Annotated in this window: 13 protein-coding genes and 9 pseudogenes; 13 read left to right on the forward strand and 9 right to left on the reverse strand. The window is 58.3% G+C overall.

Features of this window, described 5'->3' with window-relative positions; all coding sequences use genetic code 11:
- Positions 1-275 precede the first annotated feature (275 nt).
- From PSH88_RS20050 to PSH88_RS20060, 3 genes are all read right to left on the reverse strand, one after another.
- Complete coding sequence (locus PSH88_RS20050) at positions 276-1,895, reverse strand: GMC family oxidoreductase (protein WP_305483337.1); 1,620 nt, start codon at positions 1,893-1,895, stop codon at positions 276-278.
- Positions 1,896-2,019: 124 nt separating this feature from the next.
- A complete protein-coding gene (locus PSH88_RS20055) occupies positions 2,020-4,569 on the reverse strand; it encodes a hypothetical protein (RefSeq protein ID WP_305422233.1) in 2,550 nt (849 codons plus the stop codon).
- A gap of 176 nt (positions 4,570-4,745) precedes the next feature.
- Positions 4,746-6,350, reverse strand: a complete 1,605-nt coding sequence (locus PSH88_RS20060; RefSeq protein ID WP_305422235.1) for a hypothetical protein — start codon at positions 6,348-6,350, stop codon at positions 4,746-4,748.
- A 414-nt stretch (positions 6,351-6,764) separates the two neighbouring features.
- Between PSH88_RS20060 and PSH88_RS20065 the strand changes: the two genes are divergently transcribed.
- The 6 genes from PSH88_RS20065 to PSH88_RS20090 all read left to right on the forward strand — a co-directional run bounded on the left by PSH88_RS20065 (position 6,765) and on the right by PSH88_RS20090 (position 13,661).
- Positions 6,765-8,204, forward strand: coding sequence for a hypothetical protein (locus tag PSH88_RS20065; RefSeq protein WP_305422237.1), 1,440 nt, complete (start codon positions 6,765-6,767; stop codon positions 8,202-8,204).
- Positions 8,205-8,563: 359 nt separating this feature from the next.
- Positions 8,564-8,875, forward strand: coding sequence for a hypothetical protein (locus PSH88_RS20070; RefSeq protein WP_305422239.1), 312 nt, complete (start codon positions 8,564-8,566; stop codon positions 8,873-8,875).
- A 51-nt stretch (positions 8,876-8,926) separates the two neighbouring features.
- Entirely contained in the window at positions 8,927-9,940 is a 1,014-nt protein-coding gene (locus PSH88_RS20075) for a hypothetical protein (protein WP_305422241.1), read from the forward strand.
- A gap of 56 nt (positions 9,941-9,996) precedes the next feature.
- Entirely contained in the window at positions 9,997-10,629 is a 633-nt protein-coding gene (locus PSH88_RS20080; protein ID WP_305422242.1) for a hypothetical protein, read from the forward strand.
- 7 nt (positions 10,630-10,636) lie between these two features.
- Entirely contained in the window at positions 10,637-11,443 is an 807-nt protein-coding gene (locus PSH88_RS20085) for a hypothetical protein (RefSeq protein ID WP_305422243.1), read from the forward strand.
- Between the two features lie 700 nt (positions 11,444-12,143).
- Positions 12,144-13,661, forward strand: coding sequence for a hypothetical protein (locus PSH88_RS20090; protein WP_305422244.1), 1,518 nt, complete (start codon positions 12,144-12,146; stop codon positions 13,659-13,661).
- 61 nt (positions 13,662-13,722) lie between these two features.
- On the opposite strand, the pseudogene PSH88_RS20095 reads toward PSH88_RS20090, so the two are convergent.
- Positions 13,723-13,894 (reverse strand): annotated as a pseudogene (locus PSH88_RS20095) (IS3 family transposase); the annotation flags it as partial.
- A 17-nt stretch (positions 13,895-13,911) separates the two neighbouring features.
- Here PSH88_RS20095 and PSH88_RS20100 point away from each other — a divergent pair.
- Both PSH88_RS20100 and PSH88_RS20105 read left to right on the forward strand, forming a co-directional pair.
- A pseudogene (locus PSH88_RS20100) lies at positions 13,912-14,103 on the forward strand (IS481 family transposase); the annotation flags it as partial.
- Positions 14,104-14,159: 56 nt separating this feature from the next.
- Positions 14,160-14,512: pseudogene (locus PSH88_RS20105) on the forward strand (transposase); the annotation flags it as partial.
- An 8-nt stretch (positions 14,513-14,520) separates the two neighbouring features.
- Here the strand turns inward: PSH88_RS20105 and PSH88_RS20110 are convergent.
- Positions 14,521-14,835, reverse strand: a pseudogene (locus PSH88_RS20110) (integrase core domain-containing protein); the annotation flags it as partial.
- A gap of 115 nt (positions 14,836-14,950) precedes the next feature.
- On the opposite strand from PSH88_RS20110, the gene PSH88_RS30555 reads away from it, so the two are divergent.
- Positions 14,951-15,412 carry an MBL fold metallo-hydrolase gene (locus PSH88_RS30555; RefSeq protein ID WP_370694713.1) on the forward strand — a complete coding sequence of 154 codons (462 nt, stop codon included), beginning with the start codon at positions 14,951-14,953 and terminating at the stop codon, positions 15,410-15,412.
- Here PSH88_RS30555 and PSH88_RS20120 read toward each other — a convergent pair.
- Together PSH88_RS20120 and PSH88_RS20125 are read right to left on the reverse strand one after the other, a co-directional pair.
- Positions 15,298-16,321 (reverse strand): annotated as a pseudogene (locus tag PSH88_RS20120) (IS91 family transposase); the annotation flags it as partial. The gene PSH88_RS30555 and the pseudogene PSH88_RS20120 sit on opposite strands and share 115 nt — an antisense overlap.
- A gap of 293 nt (positions 16,322-16,614) precedes the next feature.
- Positions 16,615-16,974, reverse strand: a pseudogene (locus PSH88_RS20125) (IS6 family transposase); the annotation flags it as partial.
- Between the two features lie 162 nt (positions 16,975-17,136).
- Between PSH88_RS20125 and PSH88_RS20130 the strand changes: the two are divergent.
- From PSH88_RS20130 to PSH88_RS20140, 3 genes and pseudogenes are all read left to right on the forward strand, one after another.
- Positions 17,137-17,547 (forward strand): annotated as a pseudogene (locus PSH88_RS20130) (transposase); the annotation flags it as partial.
- A 697-nt stretch (positions 17,548-18,244) separates the two neighbouring features.
- On the forward strand, positions 18,245-18,973 hold the full coding sequence (locus tag PSH88_RS20135; protein WP_305422246.1) for a hypothetical protein: 729 nt from the start codon (positions 18,245-18,247) through the stop codon (positions 18,971-18,973).
- 800 nt (positions 18,974-19,773) lie between these two features.
- Positions 19,774-20,316, forward strand: coding sequence for a hypothetical protein (locus PSH88_RS20140; protein ID WP_305422247.1), 543 nt, complete (start codon positions 19,774-19,776; stop codon positions 20,314-20,316).
- Between the two features lie 164 nt (positions 20,317-20,480).
- Here the strand turns inward: PSH88_RS20140 and PSH88_RS20145 are convergent.
- Positions 20,481-21,099, reverse strand: a pseudogene (locus PSH88_RS20145) (transposase); the annotation flags it as partial.
- 2 nt (positions 21,100-21,101) lie between these two features.
- Here PSH88_RS20145 and PSH88_RS20150 point away from each other — a divergent pair.
- Positions 21,102-21,916, forward strand: a pseudogene (locus PSH88_RS20150) (IS3 family transposase); the annotation flags it as partial.
- A 48-nt stretch (positions 21,917-21,964) separates the two neighbouring features.
- Here PSH88_RS20150 and PSH88_RS20155 read toward each other — a convergent pair.
- Positions 21,965-22,204: a hypothetical protein gene (locus tag PSH88_RS20155; RefSeq protein WP_305483338.1), complete on the reverse strand. Its 240-nt coding sequence runs from the start codon at positions 22,202-22,204 to the stop codon at positions 21,965-21,967.
- Positions 22,205-22,207: the final 3 nt, after the last annotated feature.

The raw sequence follows: 22,207 nt of genomic DNA on the forward strand, positions 1-22,207 counted from the left end.
TTGCTGGCCAGGCTGAACAGCCTAACTGGGGCCACTTTAACACTTGTGTCTTTGATAGCCCCAGTCTTCCATTTAGGGGAGTGGATACTTTGCTTGAAGCGCAAACCGAGCCAAGTATTGGGCCTAATGATGGCCCAATACTAGAGGAATGACGTTGTCATTCGGCTTCGGATACGCTGATTGCTCACATCTCAGCCAGCGATAGTGGTATGGAGAATTCATTTCCACCCGTTATGCGTCTCGCCGCGTCTTATCCCCCGCGAGTGCAGCTCCATTTACCCCCTGCATGTTAGCAAACTGCCCAACCGCTCGCCGATGATCACGCACGGTGCCATGATATTGCCTGTAGTGACCCGTGGCATGATCGAGGCATCGGCGATTCTAAGACCTTCAATCCCATAGACGCGCAGCTGCGAGTCCACTACTGAAAATGCATCTCGGCCCATCTTCGCCGTACATGACTGGTGCCATACGGTAGAGGCCGCGTTGCGCACAAACGTTTCCAGCTGTGTTCCAGCCATCGACCCCGGCATGACTTCACGACGCACAAATGAACTCAGGCTTGCGCTGTTACCGATTTCCCGGCACAACCCGACGGCACGTACCAGTGCCTGCACATCTTCTGGCTCGGTGAGTGCGGCACTGTCAATAACAAGCGGATCCATGGGGTTGGCGCTGCTTAATGTCACCGAGCCTCGGCTTTTTGGTCGAACCAGACCGGGCAACAATGACCAGGCAGCAGCGGGAGGATCGAATTCGGCTTGCACCTCGGCAGATGCAATGGGCAGTTCCGCGAGAAACGTCTGGATGTCCGGGACGTCCAGGTCTGGCTCGCTTTTCCAGAGGAACGTAGACTCCCCGGCATTGTTGCGCGGTGCCTGGGGTTGTTCGTACTCCCAGATACACCCGGAAACCATGATGTGATCCTGATAATTCTGCCCCACACCGGGCAGGTCCTGGACAACGGGGATAGCGTGGCGCAACAGTTGCCGAGCATTTCCAATTCCGGAAAGCATCAACGTTTTTGGCGTATTGAATGCACCCAGGGACAATACGACTTCATGCCGAGCCTTGAAGCTCCTGATTTTTCCGTCCTGAAATACTTCTACCCCAACTGCTCGCTTGCCCTCCAGCAGCACTCGCAAAACGTGTGTATGCGTCAACACGGTGAGGTTGGGCTGCGCCATCAGCGGATACACGTAGCCGCGGAAAATCGAGCGACGACGACCGTTCTCCAGGCACACATTAGTTAACGCCGCCCCGCCCGGGCCTTCCATCATTACGCCGTTCTGGTCATCGAAAATGGTCATCCCCTGCTCGCCTGCCGCTCTGAGCATCGCTGGCGCAATCGGATTAGGATCTGGCACAGGCTGGATAAAAACGGGTCCACCTGTTCCTCGCCGCATGGCGTCCGGTGTGCCTTGCCAGTCTTCTATTCGCCGATAGGTGGCGAGCGTCGAGGCATAGTTCCAGGCCGGGTCGCCGGATTCGCTGGCAAAGTAATCCCAGTCGCTGCTATGCCCTCGGGACCAGACCATCACATTGATCGATGCGCCGCCCCCCAACACTTTGCCCATGGACAGCGGGATAGCGCGATCATTCAGATGTGGATTGGGTTGCGCTTGAAACTGCCAGTCGCGCTCGGTGCCCAGGTTGGTGAACCAGGCACCGGCATCGGTAACGCCAGGCACGTCATCACTGCCGCCTGCCTCGATGAGCAAGACTCTCAGGTTAAGATTTTCCGCCAGTCGGCCAGCCACCACCGAGCCTGAGGTGCCCGAGCCACACACGATGTAATCGTAGGCATCATGCAGGTGGTTTTTCAGTTGTCGCTGGTTTTCGGCGACGCGGCGCGAGAACTCAGGAGTATCAGTGGCACAGGAACGGTAGGTCATTAATTACCTCGGGGAGCCGCCACGGGACTGCGCTGGATAGCGCTCGCTCGGCGTGGAGGCCAACGTGCATGGAGGATCGGCCGTGGCGATGCGCCACGGTCGCAGGTTGCGGGTGGTCAATGGCTCATGTCATGGCGGGCAAGAGTGCCGGTTCGGTCTGGCTTCTGCGCACAACGTTCTCGAAATGGCGACGCAAGCGAGTGGCCTCCAGTTCGGTCTCGATCAGTTGCCCGCGCAGGTCTCGGTATCGCGAAGGCGCCTCTTCGAGGAGGTGTTTTGCCAAGGAGGCATGGGCTGCTGATAAAGGCTCGGCAGACGCCGCCGGATCGAAGCAGCGCCCTTGTTGCAACAACACGAAGCGTGTCAGGCGGCGACTGCGTTCCTCATCATCGTGCGCAGGCGTTTCAAGACTGTCACGGACGTCGCTCAACTGCTGATAAAAGCGTGCATCCTTTTCCAGGTCCCTGTCCAGTTCGAGCAACACCTGGCGAAACTGCCGACCGTTTTCCATCTCGCCGTCGAACCCTCGATAAGCTGTGGACAGACTTTTTACCGCTGCATAGGTACGGATTTTTAGCTCGGCGCGCTGCTCCATCAGTTCCACTTGCTGGTCGAGCATGGGTTTTAAAAAGCTGTCGACGTCGTGGGTGTTCAGCCAGGCCGCCAGGTGCGTCTTGCTCAACACACTGCGTTGGTCATTCCAGCTCTTGCGCGCGTCCTCTAAGGCGCCGCGGGTGCGGCCAGACGCCAGCCCTCCGCCAAATGCCAGCGCAGCCGCGAACCGGGCAGTGGTGTTGTCCTTGCGTTGCCCGAGCGCGGTCTTGAACACATGCCCCTTCGACGGTTTCTCCCCACGCTTGGCGCGGGTCGCTTCGGTGTCAGCAGTGTAGGTGTAGCGCCCCTTGAAGGACTTACCGGTGTCCTCAGCCACCTTTTCGAGCAAATCCTGACGTGCCTCTTCACGCTGATAGATGTGCCGATGAAAATCAGCCCGCATCTCCAGGCCAGTCAATGGCGTGCACTGCTTGTCGCTTAGGCAGAGCAGGTCCGCAGCGGCGAGAAAATGACGGTCCAGCTCCAGGTCATCATCCTTGGAATATTTTTCGTAACGATGGTGGCGGCCGTGCCCCGAGATGAACTGTTGGGAACTGACGCCCATCACCGCGCCTCCGAGTGCCCCCAAGGCGATCACCGTCGCCAGGGTGACCGGCTCGGCCACCGCGACCAAGCCTGCGCCGGCAGCGGCCACAACACCCACCTTGGTTAGCGTCCCTAGGGTGTAGATACCGCTACCGGCCAGGAAGCCTTTGTTCCAGTCACGATATTCGTTGAAGAAATGCTCATGCTGATCGAGCTTTTTCTGCAGGAAGTCGTGGTAACGCTGTACCGCTGGCTGACTGGATTCAATAAGTACGCTCTCCAGTGCTTCTAGCGTCAGTGCGCGTTCTGCGGCAAAGACCCTGGCCTTGGTCGCCGACTTGTGCAGTATGTAAGCGCCGAGCCCCATAGCACTGCCCGCCGCCAGGGGACCCAGCACAACTGTGCCGGCGATGCCCGCCGCAGCGGTCGCCGCTACGGCGACCTCGGCACCGGAGGTCGCGACATGCGCGACTTTACTACCGACGTCCAAGAGTACCTTGGCGGCGATCGTGGTGCCCGAGGCCAACGAAAATGCGCCCACCATGCCGCCTTCGCGGTTTTGCTCGACGTTGAAGTCGTGCTCGGCGAGTTGCTGCTCGATCTGCAGGCGCCGTAAATCCAGCGGCTGGGCCACTGCGGCCGATAGCGGCGGCGCGGTGCTGGTGCGCAGATTGCCCAGGCTTTCCCGCAAGTGGTTTTTCAAGGTGTGAAGCCGTGTATGTTCGGCTCGAGCGCCATTGACTTCCTCGACGCCGGCCTTCATCGCCAGAATGGAAAATGGCAGCAAGACGCCACCGACGGCTGCGCCCAGCGCTAAGTCGGCCATCCCATGGGGCGTACCTTGTTCCCTCAGCCACTCAACGGGCACGCTGCCCAGAAGTCGAGCCTCTTCGGCAAACTCCCTGGCGGTTTCCTTGGCGCCGCCTTTCATGGCCTGAACGGCATAGCTCATCGCGGCGTAGAGGCCATGAATGGCCTCATCTACGTCGACCACAATGGCGCCCCCGCCGCCATGAGACATCTCCCCGCCATCCTCTGCGTCAGGGCCGGGTATCGGCAGGCTCTCCGTCCAGGCCGCACGAACGCGCCGGGCCTGTTGGAGCACTGTCTGGCAGGGCGCGTGCAGCTCGTCACCACCCGGCAGTTGCTCACAAAATCGTTGGATATCTTCTAGCAAAGTATCCACCAGCGTCAGAGACAACCCCATGCGCGCATCGCCTGGCGGCTGACAACCAGAAGAGGCATCATTTGGCGGCAGGAGTGCGTTGCGCTGAATGCTGGAACGGTGACCATTGATCAGTTTGCTCAGCGCGAAGTACAGCTGACGCTTGTGGATGTTCTGCTGCCACGCTTGGTTCAAGGCTTCAGGCAACGATGGCTGGCCATATACACGGTTCACACCGGAACTGTTGGTGGAGACAAGGTCGAGAGGCGTCAGGGTCAAGGCCAACTGTGGCAGCGGCCGGTCCTTATAGTGGTCCAGCTCGGTTTGGGTCGCTTTGGCAAATGAAAGTGTTGAGGTAACGATACGCATAGGTAATGGGCTCTATGAATGCATTAGCATCGCTAGGCACGGTATGAAGCAAGGGTGGATTGTTGGAATGATCCACCATGGCGCCAACGCGGTACGAATGCGCTGGCGCCATGCTGGATAAAGTTCGGCGCTTCAGCTGTAGCGTGACCTTTTGCAAGGACTGCTAAAAGATAGAACTATTTGGTTAACGATAGCGCATCAGCCAATTTAACTTTGACATTCTGCAGATGCAGTTCAGTCGTCTGATAGTGAGTCTGAGTTTCTGTCGGTAACTTGAGAGCAGTGACTTTGCCGTCAACGATCTTGATTCGACCTGCCGCTGCAACTGGCTTCCCCGACAGAAAACTCGAGTGATCAATACCCTTGGGAGTGAAACGGTGTTGAACATACACTTGGCCGTTCACGTCCATGACGAAGAGTGCCGATCCGCTTATACTCGTCATGGCCAACACGTTGGGGTTATACCGCTTGCCCTCGGCGTCAACAATGCGACCCTTTATAATGCTCACCTTGCACTGATCACGCTGGGCGAGTGTCATGTGGACTGAGCCCGTATTTTGGCTCTTGTGCGCTGCATTCAACACTAATGGAGGAGGTGGGAACGCAACCCGCGATCCATCATCGCCTCGTCGCACCGATTCTGATGTGCGACCCAACGCATCCGGTTGTTGGCGCAAGGGAAGACGTGTGGCGTCGCGCCCGCTCAGCTGAGTGTTTACCGCGTCTACAGCGTATGCCAAAGCACCTCCGCGCCGGCCTAGACTTTCATTCATCTGCGCAATGGCAAAGGCTGGATTCTCTGCCAATCGCGTGGAGTTCGCGGTACGTGATGAAATCATCCGTGGCTGCTTTGGCGCGGCGCGTGGTGCTTGGGGTGGCGCTGATTGTGGTGGACTTATCTCCAGCGAGTCCAGCCAGCCCTCTATCCCAGAAATGGAGCCCCGCGGATTTGGTGCAGCCACAGGAGGGCGGGGCTGCATATCGTCAACTTGTCGCGGCTGCGAGCGAGAAGGCTGCTGTTGCTTTAGTCTTTCGCGTGAATGTGCAGTGGTTGACAGTTCGGCGGGCTTTGTCGGGATAGGCAGTGGATTTATAGATGTATTTAGTTCGTCCACAAGCTTTTGAGGTTTGACAGGTACTAGGGGCGGCGGCGGTGGAATATTAGCCCACGGCGAGTAAGGCGCCTGTTCTAGGGAGGCGCTCCTGGGGAGTGGCGGAGGAGCTGGAATGTTTGCGTACGGCGAGTAAGCCTCTTGTTGTAGAGGGGGGCTCCCAGGGAATGGCGGAGGAGCTGGAGGAACTTGTGGAATTGGCATCGCTGGATTTCCATAGCTAGGTCGAGAGACCATAGGCAGACGGAACCCATTCGGGTCTTGCAATTCCATGCTCACCAAGTCGAAGGTATTTTCGGCGTTGGGTTTGAAATGGAGCAGGGCTTTATGAACCTTGTCTTCAATTGAAAAACCATGCGTGAGATAGGCAATGCCACTTGCCATGGCGTCCCCGATCTGATCCGCTTTCTTTTTCATGACGAGGCCGATAATCGTTTGGGCGATGGTCTCCCCCCCCTTGGCGTTGACGTTCGAGACGACAGGTGAAGCTCTGGAGGCTTGAAAGAGTACCGTTGCAATGGCTGAGCCGGCGTTCTGCAACCATTTCAACGATTTCGGATTAATGGGCATATTGGATATGCCCAAAGTCATTTGACTCACCGCTCCCACGCCGGCCCGAGCCATCTGATTCAGTTTCGATGTGCTTGTAGTTACACTACCAATTGCCATGGCATTCCCCTCATCTGGATTACCCTTGTGTGGTTGCAGCCACCCGGAAGGTTCCATAAGCGGTAAAGGATCGTGCTCGGCGCGCCTGCAGATGGAACCTGAGGCCCCGCCCCGCCCACACAGCTCGACACAGGACCTTCGCATGGGCGGAGGGTCATCTGAAGCTCAGGGGTAGATTGGACACCGATGACATTTTCCATTTCCAGGATCTTCAGGGCGGCCTCATCCGCCCCCTTGAATACTTCGACTCCAACCGTGCGGGCGTCGGCAGAATCAAACCCGTCGACAGCGCCGCTCCCTCGGCAACCGCAGAAGGACGCGACCGGTTACGTCATAAAAACGGGCACCCTACCAACCAAGTCCAGATGGCTTCGGAATCTGTTCAGTCACCCGCCTACCCTGCCTACCTCTCCCTTGCCTGCCCCTACTCTGCCTGACCCGCAGCGCAACCTGAACCAGGGACTTCCACCAGAACTTCTCATACATATCTTTAATCAAGCCCTTCGCGACAAGCCGGTCAACCGAATAAAGACCGAGCAGGCCATTAGCCTGAGTTCTAAAACACTGATGTACATTGTAAAGGACAGTGCGCCGCATACGTTTGCGCCCTCGAAGCTGCGGATCCAGAAATTCGACAAGCTCGTGAAAAGTCTGGCAGTCAATGATATCGACTCGCACATGCTGGCATTGATGGGCCCCCGGCAGCGCAGCGTACATATCAAGCGCATTCTGGCGATGAATGACAGGGATAATCAGTCGAAGATCATTGCCGAGACTGGCCCCTCAATGGCGTTTTTCACGCGTGATCAACAAGCCGCCATAGTCACGATCGCTTGTCGCCGAGGCTCCAGCCGCGACGACTTGTGGCGCACAAACAAGGCAATCAGTGGGTTGAGCACCGCGCTGGGCCATCTCGTGCCGTCCCAGCGCCGCAGGCTCGTCAACACGGCCTGCTCTCTGCCAGCCACAGAGCGCGCTGCCACAATCGGCGCGCTAAGCTCTGCAATAGCCTTACTGAAACCTGAGCAGCGCACGAAGATGTTCGAGGCCGCATGCCGTCTGCCCGATCCCTTACGGGCCAAGGCGCTCGCCGGGCTTTGCGCGGGGCTGGCCTCGCTGACCCCATTGCAACAAGCCTGGTTGATAAACGCCACGCATGATCTCGGGCCCATGAAGCCAAAGGCCGATGCACTTGCCAATCTCGGCAGTGCGCTGGAATCACTGACACCTTTGCAGCGTGAGGCAGTGGTCGGGGCCGCCTTCCAGCTGCCTCAGCCAGACCACAGAGACCACGCGATTGCCGGACTGACCCAGGGATTGGCTTTTCTCGCACCGCTCCAGCGCGTCCGCTTAGTCGAAGGCGCCTTGACGCTGCTGAGCGAGCATTCCAAAACGCAGGCATTCGCCGCACTGGGAGCCGGGATGGCGCTTCTCGAGCCACTCCAGCAGCGAACACTGATCGACGCCGCATTGGGCGCGAGCCCCCTGCACCATAACCCCGAAGCCATCGCCTGCTTGAGCGCGGGTCTTGCTTCCCTTGCAAGGGATCAACGCTGGCGGCTGATTCAGGCGGCCACGGCGTTGCAGCCCGGCGTCTGGCGGCAGAAGGCGCTCGTGACAATGGCCGGTCAATCGAGCCGCCTCGATGTGGAGCAGCAACAGCGAGTGGTCCAGGCTGTACTAGATACGCCTTTGGAACGCGACCTGGCCGGCGCCATCGTCGCCATGAACACCGAGCTAAGCCTGTTAGATTCACCGCAGCGTCGGGTCGTGCTCCACGCATTCAAGAGCCTTCATGATGCGTTGCCTTGGGCCCAAGCGTTCGCCGCTTTGGCCTCAGGCACGCATGAATAACATCAACCACCAAAGACCAGGGAACCCGAACGCCCTGCTGGCCCACTCACTCCCAACGCTGCACACGCGCAAATGCTCCCGAGCGAGCGCCGCTCCACAAGGGGTTTCGTCAACCAATACCTACAAGGACTACATCACCGATGGTGCGTTCAATCTCTCCCCCACCCGTGACGTCTCACCCGGTCTCAACGGAGCCGTTAGCCGGCACCTCGGCGAGCGGCCCAGCTATCTCACCTCAGGCATTCTCTCCCCAGGCACGACCCGAAACCGCTGACCGAGCGACTCTCCAAGAGGAGCCGATTAAGCAGGCTACGTTTGCCTCCATAGGGCTGTTGGCCCTGCCACCGGAACTGCTGCAAATGATCGTCGGCAACCTGTCCACCGGACTTGTGGGCGATCCGCTCAAGACCGCGTGGCAGGTGCATCAGCTCCAAAGGACTCATCCTGTGCTTAAGAGCGCGATCAATGGCTATCAGTCGCTGACCGCCCACCATGCCCCGCTGAAAAAGTTGAAAGCAGTGTTCAACACGAGCATGAAGAAAGTGCCAGCCGACCAGATGACACCCCGCATGTTGTTGCTCATGGGGCCTGATCAACGACGCGAGCAGGTGGAGAACTGCCTCAAAATGACTGGCAAACTGCAGCAATCCTTGATGATCCGGCTAATCTAGGAGATAGCGGCGTTCGAGACGCGCGAACAGGCCAAACTCATCGAGGCCATCGTGGATCTGACAGATCCCAAGCAGAAGTCCGCAGCCATCGCATGTGCAGGCCCACTGCTAGCCGTGCTTGAGCGCTCCCAGCGCACGGAATTGTTTAAGGCCACGATGAACCTGAACATCGAGGATGCTGGTGATGCCCTTGGTGGATTGGCCGTTGGACTGGCTTCCCTGGAGCCCATGCAGCGCAGGTCAGTCATTGAGGCGATACTCAGCTTGAATCATGAGGATGACGCAACCTTCCTAATGATCCTGGGCCGCGTGCTGACGTTAATTGAATCGGACCAGCGCGAATCGATTGTGACCGCCAGTCTGTCCTTCATCAACGAGGAGGATAGAGCCGAGGCGATCGCAGGCTTGGGGTGCGGGCTGGAAGTGCTCACCCCTTTGCAACGAAAACGGTTGTTCGAGGCCGGTGTCCAACTCATAGAGCAAAGTCACTGGGCAGTGGCAATGGCAGGTCTGAGCCACGGGTTCAAATTCATGCCCGAGGACTTGAAAAAATTGATAGTTCAACGGACATGTCAAGAGGAGGACAGAGAGATCCAGTCGACCATGGTGGACGGGCTGAGTACCAGCCTGGAACACCTTGAAACAGAGCAGCGGCTCAACCTGGTCGCGGTGGCTCTGACAATTGAAGCCAGTGACGACCAGGACATTGCCATTGCAGGACTGTGCGGCAAGTTGGAGTGTTTCGAGGCACTCGAGCAATCAGCGCTATTCGAATCGGCGATGGAATTGGCCGGGCAAGAAGCTACGCAGTCCATCCTGACGCTGACAGGCAAAATTGCACTGCTCAATGAATTGCAGAGGGATAAACTCATTAAGGTCGCCTTACAGCTAGAGGGCTACGAACAGGCTAACGTCCTGGGGGCCTTGGGCAATGCGTTGCCATTGTTGACCCCTAAGCATCAAGAAACTGTGTTGGAAGCAGCGAGCTTGCTGGAAGAGCCCGGATATCAGGCTCACGCGCTCGCTGGCCTGGTCTTAGGGACCGTCCAGATCCGTCCCGCCTGAAGTACTCACGCTCGTTGGAATTGAGCCGATCCCGTTAATTTGAGAATTCATGCTGCATGAGCCTGTTAATTAGCCCTTCCTCGCCAGTGCCATTTGCAACCGAACCCCAGGGTTCAATCGCAGCCCTGCCTGCCGCACCATTCGAATCCTCCCCATGCCCGACATCGCCGCCCGGCGCGCGCAGGAACAGCCAGGGCGATTGGATCAAGCCCGCCCAGGTTTCAGAAAAAACCTGCTTGCCCCATCCCGCCCTGACCGAGGCACCTGACCCTATCGGGAAAAACTTCGGTGAACTCCCGGTCGAATTAGCCAGGAAAATTTTCCAGAAAGTCGCCACCCCCGATGAAGGCGACTCGTTGGGAGGCTACTGTCGTCTAAAACCCCTACTGACTACGTCAAAAACATTCGCAGCTGTGATCAAGGGTGACATCTTGCTCACCTCGCACCATGCCTTCCTGGAAAGGCTGACCAAGGAATTCTATTCGGTTGTCGCGCGTATGCCCCCGCATGAGTTCACTGACTATATGATCGCGCTTATACCCCCTACAGAGCGCAAAGAGTTAGTCACGCTCATCTTGGACATGACCGATCCGGAAGAGAAAGCTGAGGGGGCTGAAAAACCTGTGCGAAGGATGGGTCTCTCTGAACAACCAAGACGTACAAAAAGTGATCTGTGCTGTCTTCGATGAGCCCGACATGAGTCTCAAAGTTTCGTACATGTTGTCACTAGCTGTAAACAAGGCGCCTTTGACTCTAAAACAACACAATGACCAGCTAAAATATGCAATGGGCCTGTCTAATCCTTATTACAAGGACACTGCACTTGCAGCCGTCGGCGCCGGGTGGTCCGTCTACACGCCCGACCAACAATCGGACCTTTTTGAGGCCGTGCTCGCCATGCTGACACCCAACGATGCGGTAGGCCTCCAGATCATGGCAATGAGTGGACTTGGGATGGTACTCGAACATATTGGAGAGGCACAGCGTACCGAGCTTGTCAACAAAAGCCTCGCGCTGGAGGCCCCCATATCCAAGGCAGGAGCGATCACCAGTCTTTCCCCAAGGCTGCACGTTCTCACACCGTCACAGCGTAACGCTTTTGTCACCCACACCCTTAAGATGGATAGTGAAAGCGCGGGATGGGCGATCTGTGGGTTGGGTGTAAGGTCAGACTGCCTGACCGTGCGGCAGCGTAATGACTTGGTCGACTACACCCTGCAAATGCCTCCTGACTCAACACAGGTCGCAGCCTTAAAGGGCTTGGCCGAAGGATTCGAGTTTCTGACCCCCTCCCAGCGGATCCAGCTTGTCGAGGCCGCTGTCATTTTGGCCGATAGCACTGAGCGATCCAGTGTCATTGAAGCAATGGGCGCCGGACTTGCCTTCATCCAGAACGAGCAGCGTGATCAGCTATTCAAGGCGACCTTGCAGCTACGCGACCCGCTGGAACAGGCCATTGCACTGGCGGGTCTCGCCCGCGGCCTGCCCCTTGCGAACGGTTAACAGCTCCAGAGACCACAAGGAATATTCCTAGTGATGAAACTCTCCATTCGTACTGATGGTGGGAATACTACTCACACATCGCCCCGCTGCTGCCGTCAGCACTGGCAGACCTCGCGCAAGGTTAGCCTATCGTGAACGGCTAACACGTTCAGTTATCCGCGCGGGGCCGCCTGACCCTGATGGCACTCTCACACATATGGATGCGCCATCCACGGTCGGCTGCAGAGAAAGGTTAGGCCGTGGGCAAAGGACACTCGGTTTGACATTTATTTGATCCAGCAATGGGTGATGCCCTGGCATCCCTGAAGCCAAGACAGCATAACCACCTGATCGATGCGTAGTCTTGACTCTTCATTCTAAGCCATATCCCGCGGTGGTAACCGGCGACGCTCGAAAAGTTCGGGCTGTCGGCCCAGCGTAGCCCATTAGCTCTGCAAGGAAACCGTCTCGCATGCTGCTCCCTACCCACTCATCACCCTTTACGCCTCAAATTCTGGCTTCCGAGGGGCCAATGCCAGCACCCCCGACTGCGCAGAGCCCTCCCCACCAGACACAGCCAGCAATGCCTCGGGCGCGCTTACCTAGCCCTTTAATCCAAGGTGGCAACCCCAGCCTGAGAACCACACTGACAGCACTCAGGCTACACAAAGCCGTCCCTGACCAGATCAGTTTCGGTGATATGCCCTCGGAAATCGGCGACATGATCATCGCGCATGTCGCTGCAGATTGCCCACAAACGGCCGTCCGCGACCTGGAGCGACTTGCTGATACCAGCCGGCATTTGCGCCAGATACTCACGGTGGACGGCACCTTCGCCCCTCACTTCAAACTACTCAAAAGCCTGGTGAGCACCTTCAATGGCATTCTCAGCAAAGAACGACTTTCTCCGTTAGCCATCAGCTCCACGTTGCCGATGATGCCCCCCAAACAGCGCCACCAGGTGGTTGAACGCATCCAGAATGAGTTGATCACGGATATGGTTCCTGTGCCCGGAGGCACGCCACCGCGTACGCTCAAACTCGCTATGTTGCAGTCCATCGGTCACCAGCTGACGCTCTTCACACCAGCTGATCGGATGACCTTGGTAGATGAAGTGTGTCGCTTACCAAATTTTGCTGAAAGCGGCTTTGCGATCGGCGCAATGGGCACGCAAAGCAGCCAGCTTGAGCTTGCGGAGCACGATAAGCTGCTCGCTGCGGCCTTTGCGCTGGCCGATCGCAGTAAGCCTCCAGCCATACTGGGATTGATAACGGGGCTGGCGGCCTTGAATTCAGACCAGCGCCTGATGCTGCTGGGGGCGGCACTCGCCGCTGATCCTGAACATTTAAAAACACTGTACCTGTGCTCTCTGGGTCGAAAAGCCGGAGATCTAGATAAAACGCTGCACCCCCTGTTACTCAATGCGGGCCTTGGTTTGTCAGCCAATCACAGAGCGTACTTCGTCAGGGACTGCGCGCATGGTCTGGCATCCTTTACGCCGAACCAGCAGCAACGCTTGATTGATGCCGCCTGCCAGTTCGAAGAAGGCGCACATGGCACCACCGCGCTCAGTGGATTCGGTGCTTCGTTGAAGGATATCAGCCTGGATCAACGCGCCCAACTCATCGATGCGACCTTGAAGTTAGACCAGCACGCAACTATCGGTGTGGCGATTCAGGGAATGTGCGCAGGGATGGCCAGCCTCGACAGCACGCAACAAGATGCACTGGTCAGCGCAGCCTGTCGCATGGGCGCAAATGAGAACAAAGCGACGACCCTGAGGAGTCTTGGCTCAACGGTCGGGACTTTAGAACATTCGCAACACCAGCGCATCATCAACGCTGTATTTGCCCTTCCCACGGCTAAACTCCAAGCCAGCGCGCTGACCGGTCTGTGCGCGCAGCTTAAAGCACTCAACGTTGAGCAAAGGGCATCACTGGTCAACCGTGTCCTGAACTTAGAAGACCAACTTACCAAAGCTTTGCTGCTCGTAAGCATGGTCCCATCCATTGCATTTTTACCCTTCGAAACGCATCGGCGATTAGTCGATGCCGTAAAAGCCATTACAGACGAACCGATAAAACGTTGGGTCATGGGAGAACTGACTCATGCAATCATGTCCTTTGAGCCAGAGCTGCAACAAGAACTGATCGACATTATATTCGCGCAGCCTGCAAATGAGGTACAAGCGAGCAACATTGCCGAACTGGCGCGGGCATTGAAGCCGAAAGCCTTCTGATTGGAAGCTCCGGGCCAGCCAATAAATGGCGGGCCTTTACGCGCCATCAGAAAGAACTCCCGGGGCGTTGGCTATGGCCCCGGTGTTGCTTGTTGCCCCGACGCACGCAACACGCGATAAAACGTCGCCTCCGATGCCAGAAAGTGTTCTTGATCGGCCAGGCGCGGCACGATCTGGGTCGGCGGCAGATGGGCGCACTCAGAACTATTACACAGTGTCACAATCGCCTGTTGACGCCTGCTATTATTCCGTGGCACTGCCACGTCTCCCTTTCAATGCCGAAGCGCACGAGTATCACTTTCCCAGCGCTATTACCGCCAAGCTTGCCATTGCCGATGAACTCGCGCAGCCGTTATCCAAACTCTCAACCGAGAATCAAGCTTTCATCCACCAAGTGCTGAATGAAACGCTGACACGCCGTGTTGTCCTGGAGCGCATCAGGGAGCGGCGGCAAAAACTGAGTGCAACACCTGACCTTTCCGGTACGGTGCAGCCCCTATGTCTTATTCCGAACTCAGCGTTGAAGAGCGCGCCACCATTCAAATCGGTCATGCCCAAGGCTTCAGCCTGCGTAGGATTGCCTGCTTGATCACCCGATCCCCTTCGACCATCAGCCGGGAGCTGCGCCGCAATCGAGATGCCTGCGGCGGCTACTCGGCCCGTGTGGCCCAGCAGCAGATGCAGGCCCGCCGCCAGGTTTGTCGACCGATGCGAAAGTTGTTGCCGGGTAGCGAGCGCTTCGAGCTGGTGGCCCATATGTTGCGTGAGCGTTTGTCTCCCGAGCAGATTGCCGGCAAGCTGCGCAGCATGAACATTCCCAGAGCCTCAGAGATGCCTACGTCTGTCGCGAGTGTAGTGGTCAACTAATTCCGGACACGACGTTAAGTTTTTCTTCGGCCCGAGCTGGCGCCAGCCCGCCATTGAATTGATGGGGGCGAACCCAGTTGTACCGATGCATCAAGAAGTGGCTGATATCGCGCTGGGCTTCTTGAGCTGTTCTGTAGCCCGTGGTCGGTATCCATTCCGTTTTCAAGCTGCGGAACACGCGCTCCATTGGCGCGTTGTCCCAGCAATTTCCTCGGCGACTCATGCTCTGGCGCATGCGATAACGCCACAATCGCTGACGAAATAGCCGGCTTGCGTATTGGGCGGATTCAACCGGTCGTCGCAACACCTTTGATCGAGGTGTTTATGGGGCGGCCTGCAGGCTGGATGCAAAAGTTGACGGGGCGTGGAGCGATGCGTTCGCCAGGTGCGCCGTCACTTCGTAATGAAATCGAGCGGCTGTTCTGGAAACAAATCGCAACCGGGATCACAAGCGAAAAGGCAGCAGAGACTACTGGCGTACCCATGCTCACGCCGACCACACACGAGGCGATCATGCATTCCGCCAGGCGGGTGCCCAGGTCGTCGGACTGCGGCTTGACGATGTAGCGCAGTTTTTTGGCATTCCTCAGGCGAATCAGGGCACGGGCGCAGTTGACCTCGGCGACCGGAGGATTGTCGTCTTCACCATTCCAGGCCATGAACCCTCGCACGTAGCCTTCCACGATCCGCGAACCGGCTATCTGTTCACTGGCGACACCTTCTATCCTGACCGGCTCTATGTTCCTCGCGCCAACTTCGCGTCATATCAGGCCATCTGTGCGAAATACAGCTTTGGCGTCGGCCCCGGCTTTGCCACCTTCAGGGCTTCGTATACCTGCGGCAGGTATTTCCCACACACCCGGTTGGCCAGAAAGCCGAAATAGCGGATCATCCGGAAATGCTTCTGCGGGATGTGCTGCACCACACGGCGCAGCATGTCGGCCTGGCTCAGCGACTCCTGCTGATAGGTCTGCGTGCGGTGATTCAAGTACGTAAAGCTCAACGTCGTGCCCGATGTGTAATGCGCCAACCGGCTGCCCGAGATCGGAGGCTTCTTCAGGTAACGACCCAGGTAATTCACGGTCTTTCGCCCGTTTTCCGTCTTCTTCGACCGGTAGATATGCCAGTGTTGGCCGCCCGCAGTGAGCACCAGGCGGCGCCAGTCGCTTTCGCAGGTGATGTGCGCTAATTCCGGCGGCAACACGAGCTGGCCCCATTGCTCCAAGAGGTAGTTGCGCACATTCCACATCCAGCGCCGGCGCATCGCCTTTTCATGAAACGCCAGATTTTTCCAGACGCCCTGCCCCTCCAGGCCACCAGCGGTCGCCGAGAGGTGCACGTGAGGGTGCCAGTTGAGCCGCCGACCGTAGGTGTGGAGCGCGCCAAACAGCCCGACGCGCAAGCCTCGCCGCCTGGCGGCATACAACAGGTTGTCCGCCGCCAGGCGGCACAGCGCATCGAGCAGAGCACGGTTGTGAAAGAACACTGGCCACAGCGTGTCGGGCAGCGTAAACACCAGGTGGTACCAGGCGCAGTCGGGCAAGCGGTTGTGTTGGACGGCGATCCACTGATCGGTGGCTTTTTTGCCGCACGACGGACAGGCTCGGCAGTGGCAGGTGTTGCACCGGTATTTGACGTGCGGGCAGTGCCCATCGCCGCAGGTGCAGTGCTTCACGCCCAGGATCGAGGTGCCGCTGGCCAGCATTTTGCTCACCGATTCCACTTCGATGGCGTAGACCGCTGCCCTCCAGCAACCCTGGCCAGCCGCCGTTGGCCGTGAACAGGTTTTTCAAAGGCGGGGTTTGAAGCCAGCGGACCGGCTGGAACGGGCTATGGAGTGGCGTCGAGCGGTTAGGACAGTGCCCCTCACGTCAGCGGGCCATCCAGACTATTGTGGTCCACGCGCGGCCTGCAGCAGGGCATCGATGCGCGCGCTACTTGCCCCCAATCCGGCGGCGTGCAGGGCGCTGGCGACGCCCCTGCGAGTTCTTAACGATCCGTCGTCGTTATGCAGGTGCGCGTTGATTTGCTCATCCGTAGCACCGGGCCGTGTTGTCGGCTTACTTGCGTCGGTGCCATCAATAGCGAACTGGCCCTTGCGGATCATGTGAATCAGTTCGATTCCGGCGAGCACGCAGTTGGCGCACCGGAACGATTTGAAGTTGAGCATCGGCCTGGTCACCCGCTTGATGGCGCGATGGTCCTGCTCGACGATGTTGTTGAGGTATTTAACCTGGCGCACCAGAATGAGCACGTTGCGAGCGGTGTTGATCGCATCGATTGCGGCCTTTTTAGCGCCGCTCTTGTCCATCGCGACCTTATCCGGCTCGCCGTTCGCTTTAATGGCCTTGTCGAAGAAGCGCCTGGCCGCAGCCATGTCGCGCTTTGCCGTCAGCAGGAAATCGACGGTCTTGCCGTGCTTGTCGACGGCGCGGTAGAGGTACTTGGGGTCGCTTCAGAAAACGGAATTTAAAGAACTAGGCAGCCTGCGGCTGCAAATCGCCCGTTCTTGCTATCGCATAGCATCAGGAAAACCGAGTTGCCCATCAGAGCTACCACGGGGCTGCGCTTTGTCATGGCAGCTGTAATCGATCATCATAAAGCCCACCTACCGCCCGAAAACACTCACCTGCAAAGCGAAAATGACTGGCGACACTTGATACTCAACGCCGGCGGCCAGCATTGGCACGTCTATGTGTCGAAGAGGACGGCAAACGGGCGAAAGACGGTGAATTACCTGGGCCGTCACCTGAAAAAACCGCCGATCTCGGGCAGCCGCCTGGCGCATTACACCTCCAGTGCGACGTTGAGCTTCACCTACCTGGATCACCGCACGCAGACCTACCAGGAGGAGTCGCTGAGCCAGACGGACATGCTGCGCCGGGTGGTGCAGCACATCCCGGAAAAGCACTTTCGGATGATTCGGTATTTTGGTTTTCTGGCTAATCGGGTGTGTGGTCAGCAGTTACCACGGGTTTACGAAGCGTTGAAGATGGAGGCGCGCGGCAAAGCGCCCAAGAGGGCAGCCTACGGCTGCAAATGGGTCCGTGCCCACTTCACAGCCATGTTGCCTGGCCCGCGTGTTCCCCCGCCCGCCTTCGGAACCCCCCAAGCCCTTGTGACCACCTACTCGGATCCAGGTCGTTTCGTGCGGCCGATTCAATCACTCAGAACAGGCCCAGACCACCATGGATCCCCTCCGATCAGGTAGCCCTTCCCAGCACTACACCGCATCAGTCAATTCCGCTCACCCCCCAGAAGCGTCGGGCTCTCAGGCTCAGCCTGTCCATCCCGGTAGAATTTCTCTTTCCCGATTGAGCCTCAATGCGGGCCTGGCTTTAGATCAGGTTGTAACCCAGCCCAACCTCGATCATCAACGTGTTGCATCGCTGGTACGCAACGCTCTACAGGACGACTCTTTTCGGCTTCAATCTACCAGCGGTATGGAGGCTACCTATCAGGCGTCGGTCAGACCACCAGTGGGTGGCAATCCTATGAGCATTGCCAATTTAACCAGAGCCGAGTTAACCATCAACACGCGATTAAACGATCAATCCCAATACGACATCGTTAGCGCTAATTTGCGTGACCTTTCGGGAGCTATATCCGTAAACCTGCCCGGCCCTCCGCCTGCCTCGGCACACGCGGAAGCGTCCTCTGCCAGCGGGCAACAGCCATCTCCCAGCCAACTGGCCGCGCAATCCTCACGGGGTCAGTTGACCCAGGCCCTGATTACAAAAAGCAGTACTCAGAACTTTTCCGGTGCACCGCTGCCGTCGGGCGCTTCGGTCAGTACCCAGTCCATGGTCTTTTCCCACGACGGCTCGGCCGGCACCTCAACAGGCGTTCCCGGGCCTAGCCGGAACCGGCCCGCTCATGCGGTAAGCAGCGCACCCTACCAGGCGCCCTCCCTGTCCTCTCGGTCGGGGGCAGCGTCCGAAGGCCAGCCGCCAAAACGGCGAGGCGCCACGGATAATCAGATCTCCGCGCACCTGCACAACGACGACGGGTCGTTGAGAACTCGCAGGGGCGTCACCAGCGCCCTGCGCGCCGCCGGATTGGGGGCAGATCAGGGGCGCATCGCGGCCCAGCTGCAGGCCGCCGGGGGGGCACGGCACCTGCGCGGCGCCACGGATGCTCAGATCGACGCGCACCTGCACAACACCGACGGGTCGTTGAGAACTCAAAGGGCCGTCGCCAGCGCCCTGCACGCCGCCGGATTGGGGGCAGGTAACGGGCGCATCGTGCCGGCGCTGCGGCAGGCCGCCGGGGGGGCACGGCTCCGGCCCGGCGCCACGGATGAGCAGATCAACGCGCACCTGCGCAACGACGACGGGGCGTTGAGAGGTCGTGACCAAGTCGCCAGCGCCCTGCACGCCGCCGGATTGGGGGCAAGTAGCCCGCGCATCGATGCCCAGCTGCAGGCCGCGCGTGGACCGCAATAATCTAGATAACCCACTTGCGTCCAATTATTTTTAATCATTTTACGTTTGCTAAGCCACTCACAAGACGTAGACATGCGTCTTGTGCGTGAGTTCTTAGACTAGCTCTACGTATTTGGACACCCCCAGCACTTCGCAGGAACAACTATATGCACCCCCTATCGCCTTACTCACCCAGTTACGTTTACCCTATGCCGGACATGGAACAATCTCGTAACTTGCCACAAAATGCACCGTCACAAGCGACCCACACGGGCGCACGCCCTGCGGCAAATAGGCTGGATATCTTTCAGAAAATTGCGCAGCTAGAAGGACAAAGAGCGTCCCTGGCCAACATGGACGGCGCAGTTGATCGGCAGATTGATAACCTGAAGCGTCAGCTGCCAAACGAACCGGTGCCAGGTGAGGATGCAGGCTTCCATTCCAATGTCCCTGATCCTGAATCAACCCCTGCGATGGCCGCCCCCTCGGCAAGCCAGGCAACGAGGGCGAGCTCTTCCACATGCGGGGGTAAAAAGCGAAGGCTCCCTGCCTCGACATATGGTCAAGCATCCTCTGTCTTAAGCGGACAACAACCATCGATTTCCAGCTATCAAGCCGCGCAATCTTCACGGGGCCAGCGGGCACCAGCCACGATGGGGCAAAACAATCCTCGGAATTCAGGTCCGCTGCTGCCGTCGAGTGCCTCGGTCAGTACACGGGGCATGGCCTTTTCCCACGATGGCTCGGCCGGCGCCTCGACAGGTGTTCCCGGGTCTAGCCGGAACCGGCCCGCTCATGCGGTAAGCAGCGCACCCTACCAGGTGCCCTCCCTGTCCTCTCGGTCGGGGGCAGCGTCCGAAGGCCAGCCGCCAAAACGGCGAGGCGCCACGGATAATCAGATCACCGCGCACCTGCGCAACGACGACGGGTCGTTGAGAACTCAAACTGACGTCATCAGCGCCCTGCACGCCGTCGGATTGGGGGCAGGTAACGCGCGCATCGTGTCGGCGCTGCGGCAGGCCGCCGGGGGGGCACGGAAACTGCGCGGCGCCACGGATGAGCAGATCACCGCGCACCTGCACAACACCGACGGGTCGTTGAGAACTCACAAGGACGTCGCCAGCGCCCTGCACGCCGCCGGGTTGGGGGCAAGTAACGCGCGCATCGCGGCCCAGCTGCAGGCCGCCGGGGGGGCACGGAAACTGCGCGGCGCCACGGATGAGCAGATCACCGCGCACCTGCACAACACCGACGGGTCGTTGAGAACTCACAAGGACGTCGCCAGCGCCCTGCACGCCGCCGGACTGGAGGCAAGTAGGGCGCGCATCGATGCCCGGCTGCAGGCCGCGCGTGGACCGCAATAATCTAGATAACCCACTTGCGTCCAATTATTTTTAATCATTTTACGTTTGCTAAGCCACTCACAAGACGTAGACATGCGTCTTGTGCGTGAGTTCTTAGACTAGCTCTACGTATTTGGACACCCCCAGCACTTCGCAGGAACAACTATATGCACCCCCTAACGGTCTTGATCGGCCAGTATTGGCACGATCTGGCTGGGTGGCAGGCTGACAAATGGTGGGCTGTTGCAGACCTCTAAAATGGCGCAGCGCTCCTGCTCATTCAGGGCATTGAGTGGTCGTGGGTGTAGCATGGTGGTGCGTATATCGGCCTGCATTACAGGCCTCAGCGCCCAGCGTTGCAGGCTGCGCAGCGACAGCCCTGTCGCTTCCCCAGAAGGCATTCATCTTTTTTCGCAGCACCAGGATCGCAGCGGTTTCTGTCAGCGCCTTATCCTTGCGGCGTAGGTCGCGCTCCAGCTCGGCAATGCGTTTTTTATCGGCACGCGCTTGCTCTCGCTCGAGCTGACGTTGCGCCTGAGCTGACAGCTGGCCAGTGATGCAGGCTTGACGCTAAGCGGCTATTTGCTCTGGGTACAGGCCCTTGCTGCGACAGTATTCGCTGAGCTCGATTTCGCTCAATGTGGCCGTATGCAATACCGCTGCGAACTTGGCTTCAGCCGACCAGCTATCGGCACTGTTTTTATCTCCGGGCACCACGGCGCCTCCTGCTTTGAGCTTGGAGCGCCAAGCATACAGGGTGGCTGGGGAGATGCCTTCTTGACGCGACAACTCGGCCACGGACATGTTTTGTCAGCCTGCCACCCAGCCAGATTGTGCCAATACTGGCCGATCAAGACCGTTACCTGCCTCAGAGTCGACCTTTTATCGCGTCCTCAAAGCGGCTAATCAGCAGCACCGTCGTGGCCGCAGCCATGCACCGCACAAACATGCATCGCCGACGACTCACCGTGCCGCCACCGCCAATCAGGTTTGGTCTTGGGACATTACCTACCTTCCCTCGCCAGTGCGTGGAAAGTATTACTACCTGTATTTGATTGAGGACATTTACAGCCGTAAGGCCGTGGGCTGGGAGGTTTACGAGCAAGAAAGCGGCGAGCGGGCGGCTGAACTAATGGAGCGCACGGTACTTGCCGAACGCTTTGCGGGGCGGCCCTTGGTGCTGCACTCGGACAACGGCGCGCCGATGAAATCGGTGACGTTGCTGAGCAAACTGTACGACTTGGGCATCACTCCCTCACGGGGACGACCACGGGTCAGCAACGATAATCCCTACTCGGAGTCGCTGTTTAGAACCCTGAAATATTGCCCGCAATGGCCGACTGGCGGCTTTGAAAATTTGGACGCAGCACGGATCTGGGTACGTGATTTTATCCTCTGGTACAACCACCAGCACCGCCATAGCCGCATCCGCTTCGTAACCCCGGCTTAACGTCATCGCGGTGAAGATAAACAGGTCTTGGCCAAGCGCCATGTGCTGTATCAGCAAGCTCGTAATCAACACCCACATCGCTGGTCAGGTGAGACGCGTAATTGGCAGCCCATCGGGGCTGTCACGCTTAACCCGGAAAGGGAGTTGCCAGTACTGAAAGTAGCCGCATAAAACACAGCTGACGCGACAACTACCTTGCAAAACACCGACATCAACGATCTAAGTTTCGACGGTTGAAGGACTTGGAGACGGTGATTTTACGGCCAATGCTTCGAAGTGGCCGCCCATGTCCAGAATGAACCCTTCTTTGGCATCTGGGTGCTTTGAGCCCTGTATCTCATCGAGAACGTGCCCAGGCAGCACCTGAATCACATGGATACGCACTTGCTCATTGGGCGGCTTACCAAAGTTGAGGTTGTCCACGAATCGCTTTGCCAGCGTGCCGCTCGCCAGCACCATTTG

Source organism: Pseudomonas wuhanensis (genome assembly GCF_030687395.1).
Taxonomy (GTDB): domain Bacteria; phylum Pseudomonadota; class Gammaproteobacteria; order Pseudomonadales; family Pseudomonadaceae; genus Aquipseudomonas; species Aquipseudomonas wuhanensis.

Excerpts from the sequence above, each read along its gene's own strand:
- PSH88_RS20155 (WP_305483338.1), bottom strand. The coding sequence starts at position 22,204 with ATGGTGCTGGCGAGCGGCACGCTGGCAAAGCGATTCGTGGACAACCTC.
- PSH88_RS20050 (WP_305483337.1), bottom strand. The coding sequence starts at position 1,895 with ATGACCTACCGTTCCTGTGCCACTGATACTCCTGAGTTCTCGCGCCGC.
- PSH88_RS20060 (WP_305422235.1), bottom strand. The coding sequence starts at position 6,350 with ATGGCAATTGGTAGTGTAACTACAAGCACATCGAAACTGAATCAGATG.
- PSH88_RS20090 (WP_305422244.1), top strand. The coding sequence starts at position 12,144 with ATGATCATCGCGCATGTCGCTGCAGATTGCCCACAAACGGCCGTCCGC.
- PSH88_RS20080 (WP_305422242.1), top strand. The coding sequence starts at position 9,997 with ATGAGCCTGTTAATTAGCCCTTCCTCGCCAGTGCCATTTGCAACCGAA.
- PSH88_RS20055 (WP_305422233.1), bottom strand. The coding sequence starts at position 4,569 with ATGCGTATCGTTACCTCAACACTTTCATTTGCCAAAGCGACCCAAACC.
- PSH88_RS20085 (WP_305422243.1), top strand. The coding sequence starts at position 10,637 with ATGAGTCTCAAAGTTTCGTACATGTTGTCACTAGCTGTAAACAAGGCG.
- PSH88_RS20070 (WP_305422239.1), top strand. The coding sequence starts at position 8,564 with ATGATCGTCGGCAACCTGTCCACCGGACTTGTGGGCGATCCGCTCAAG.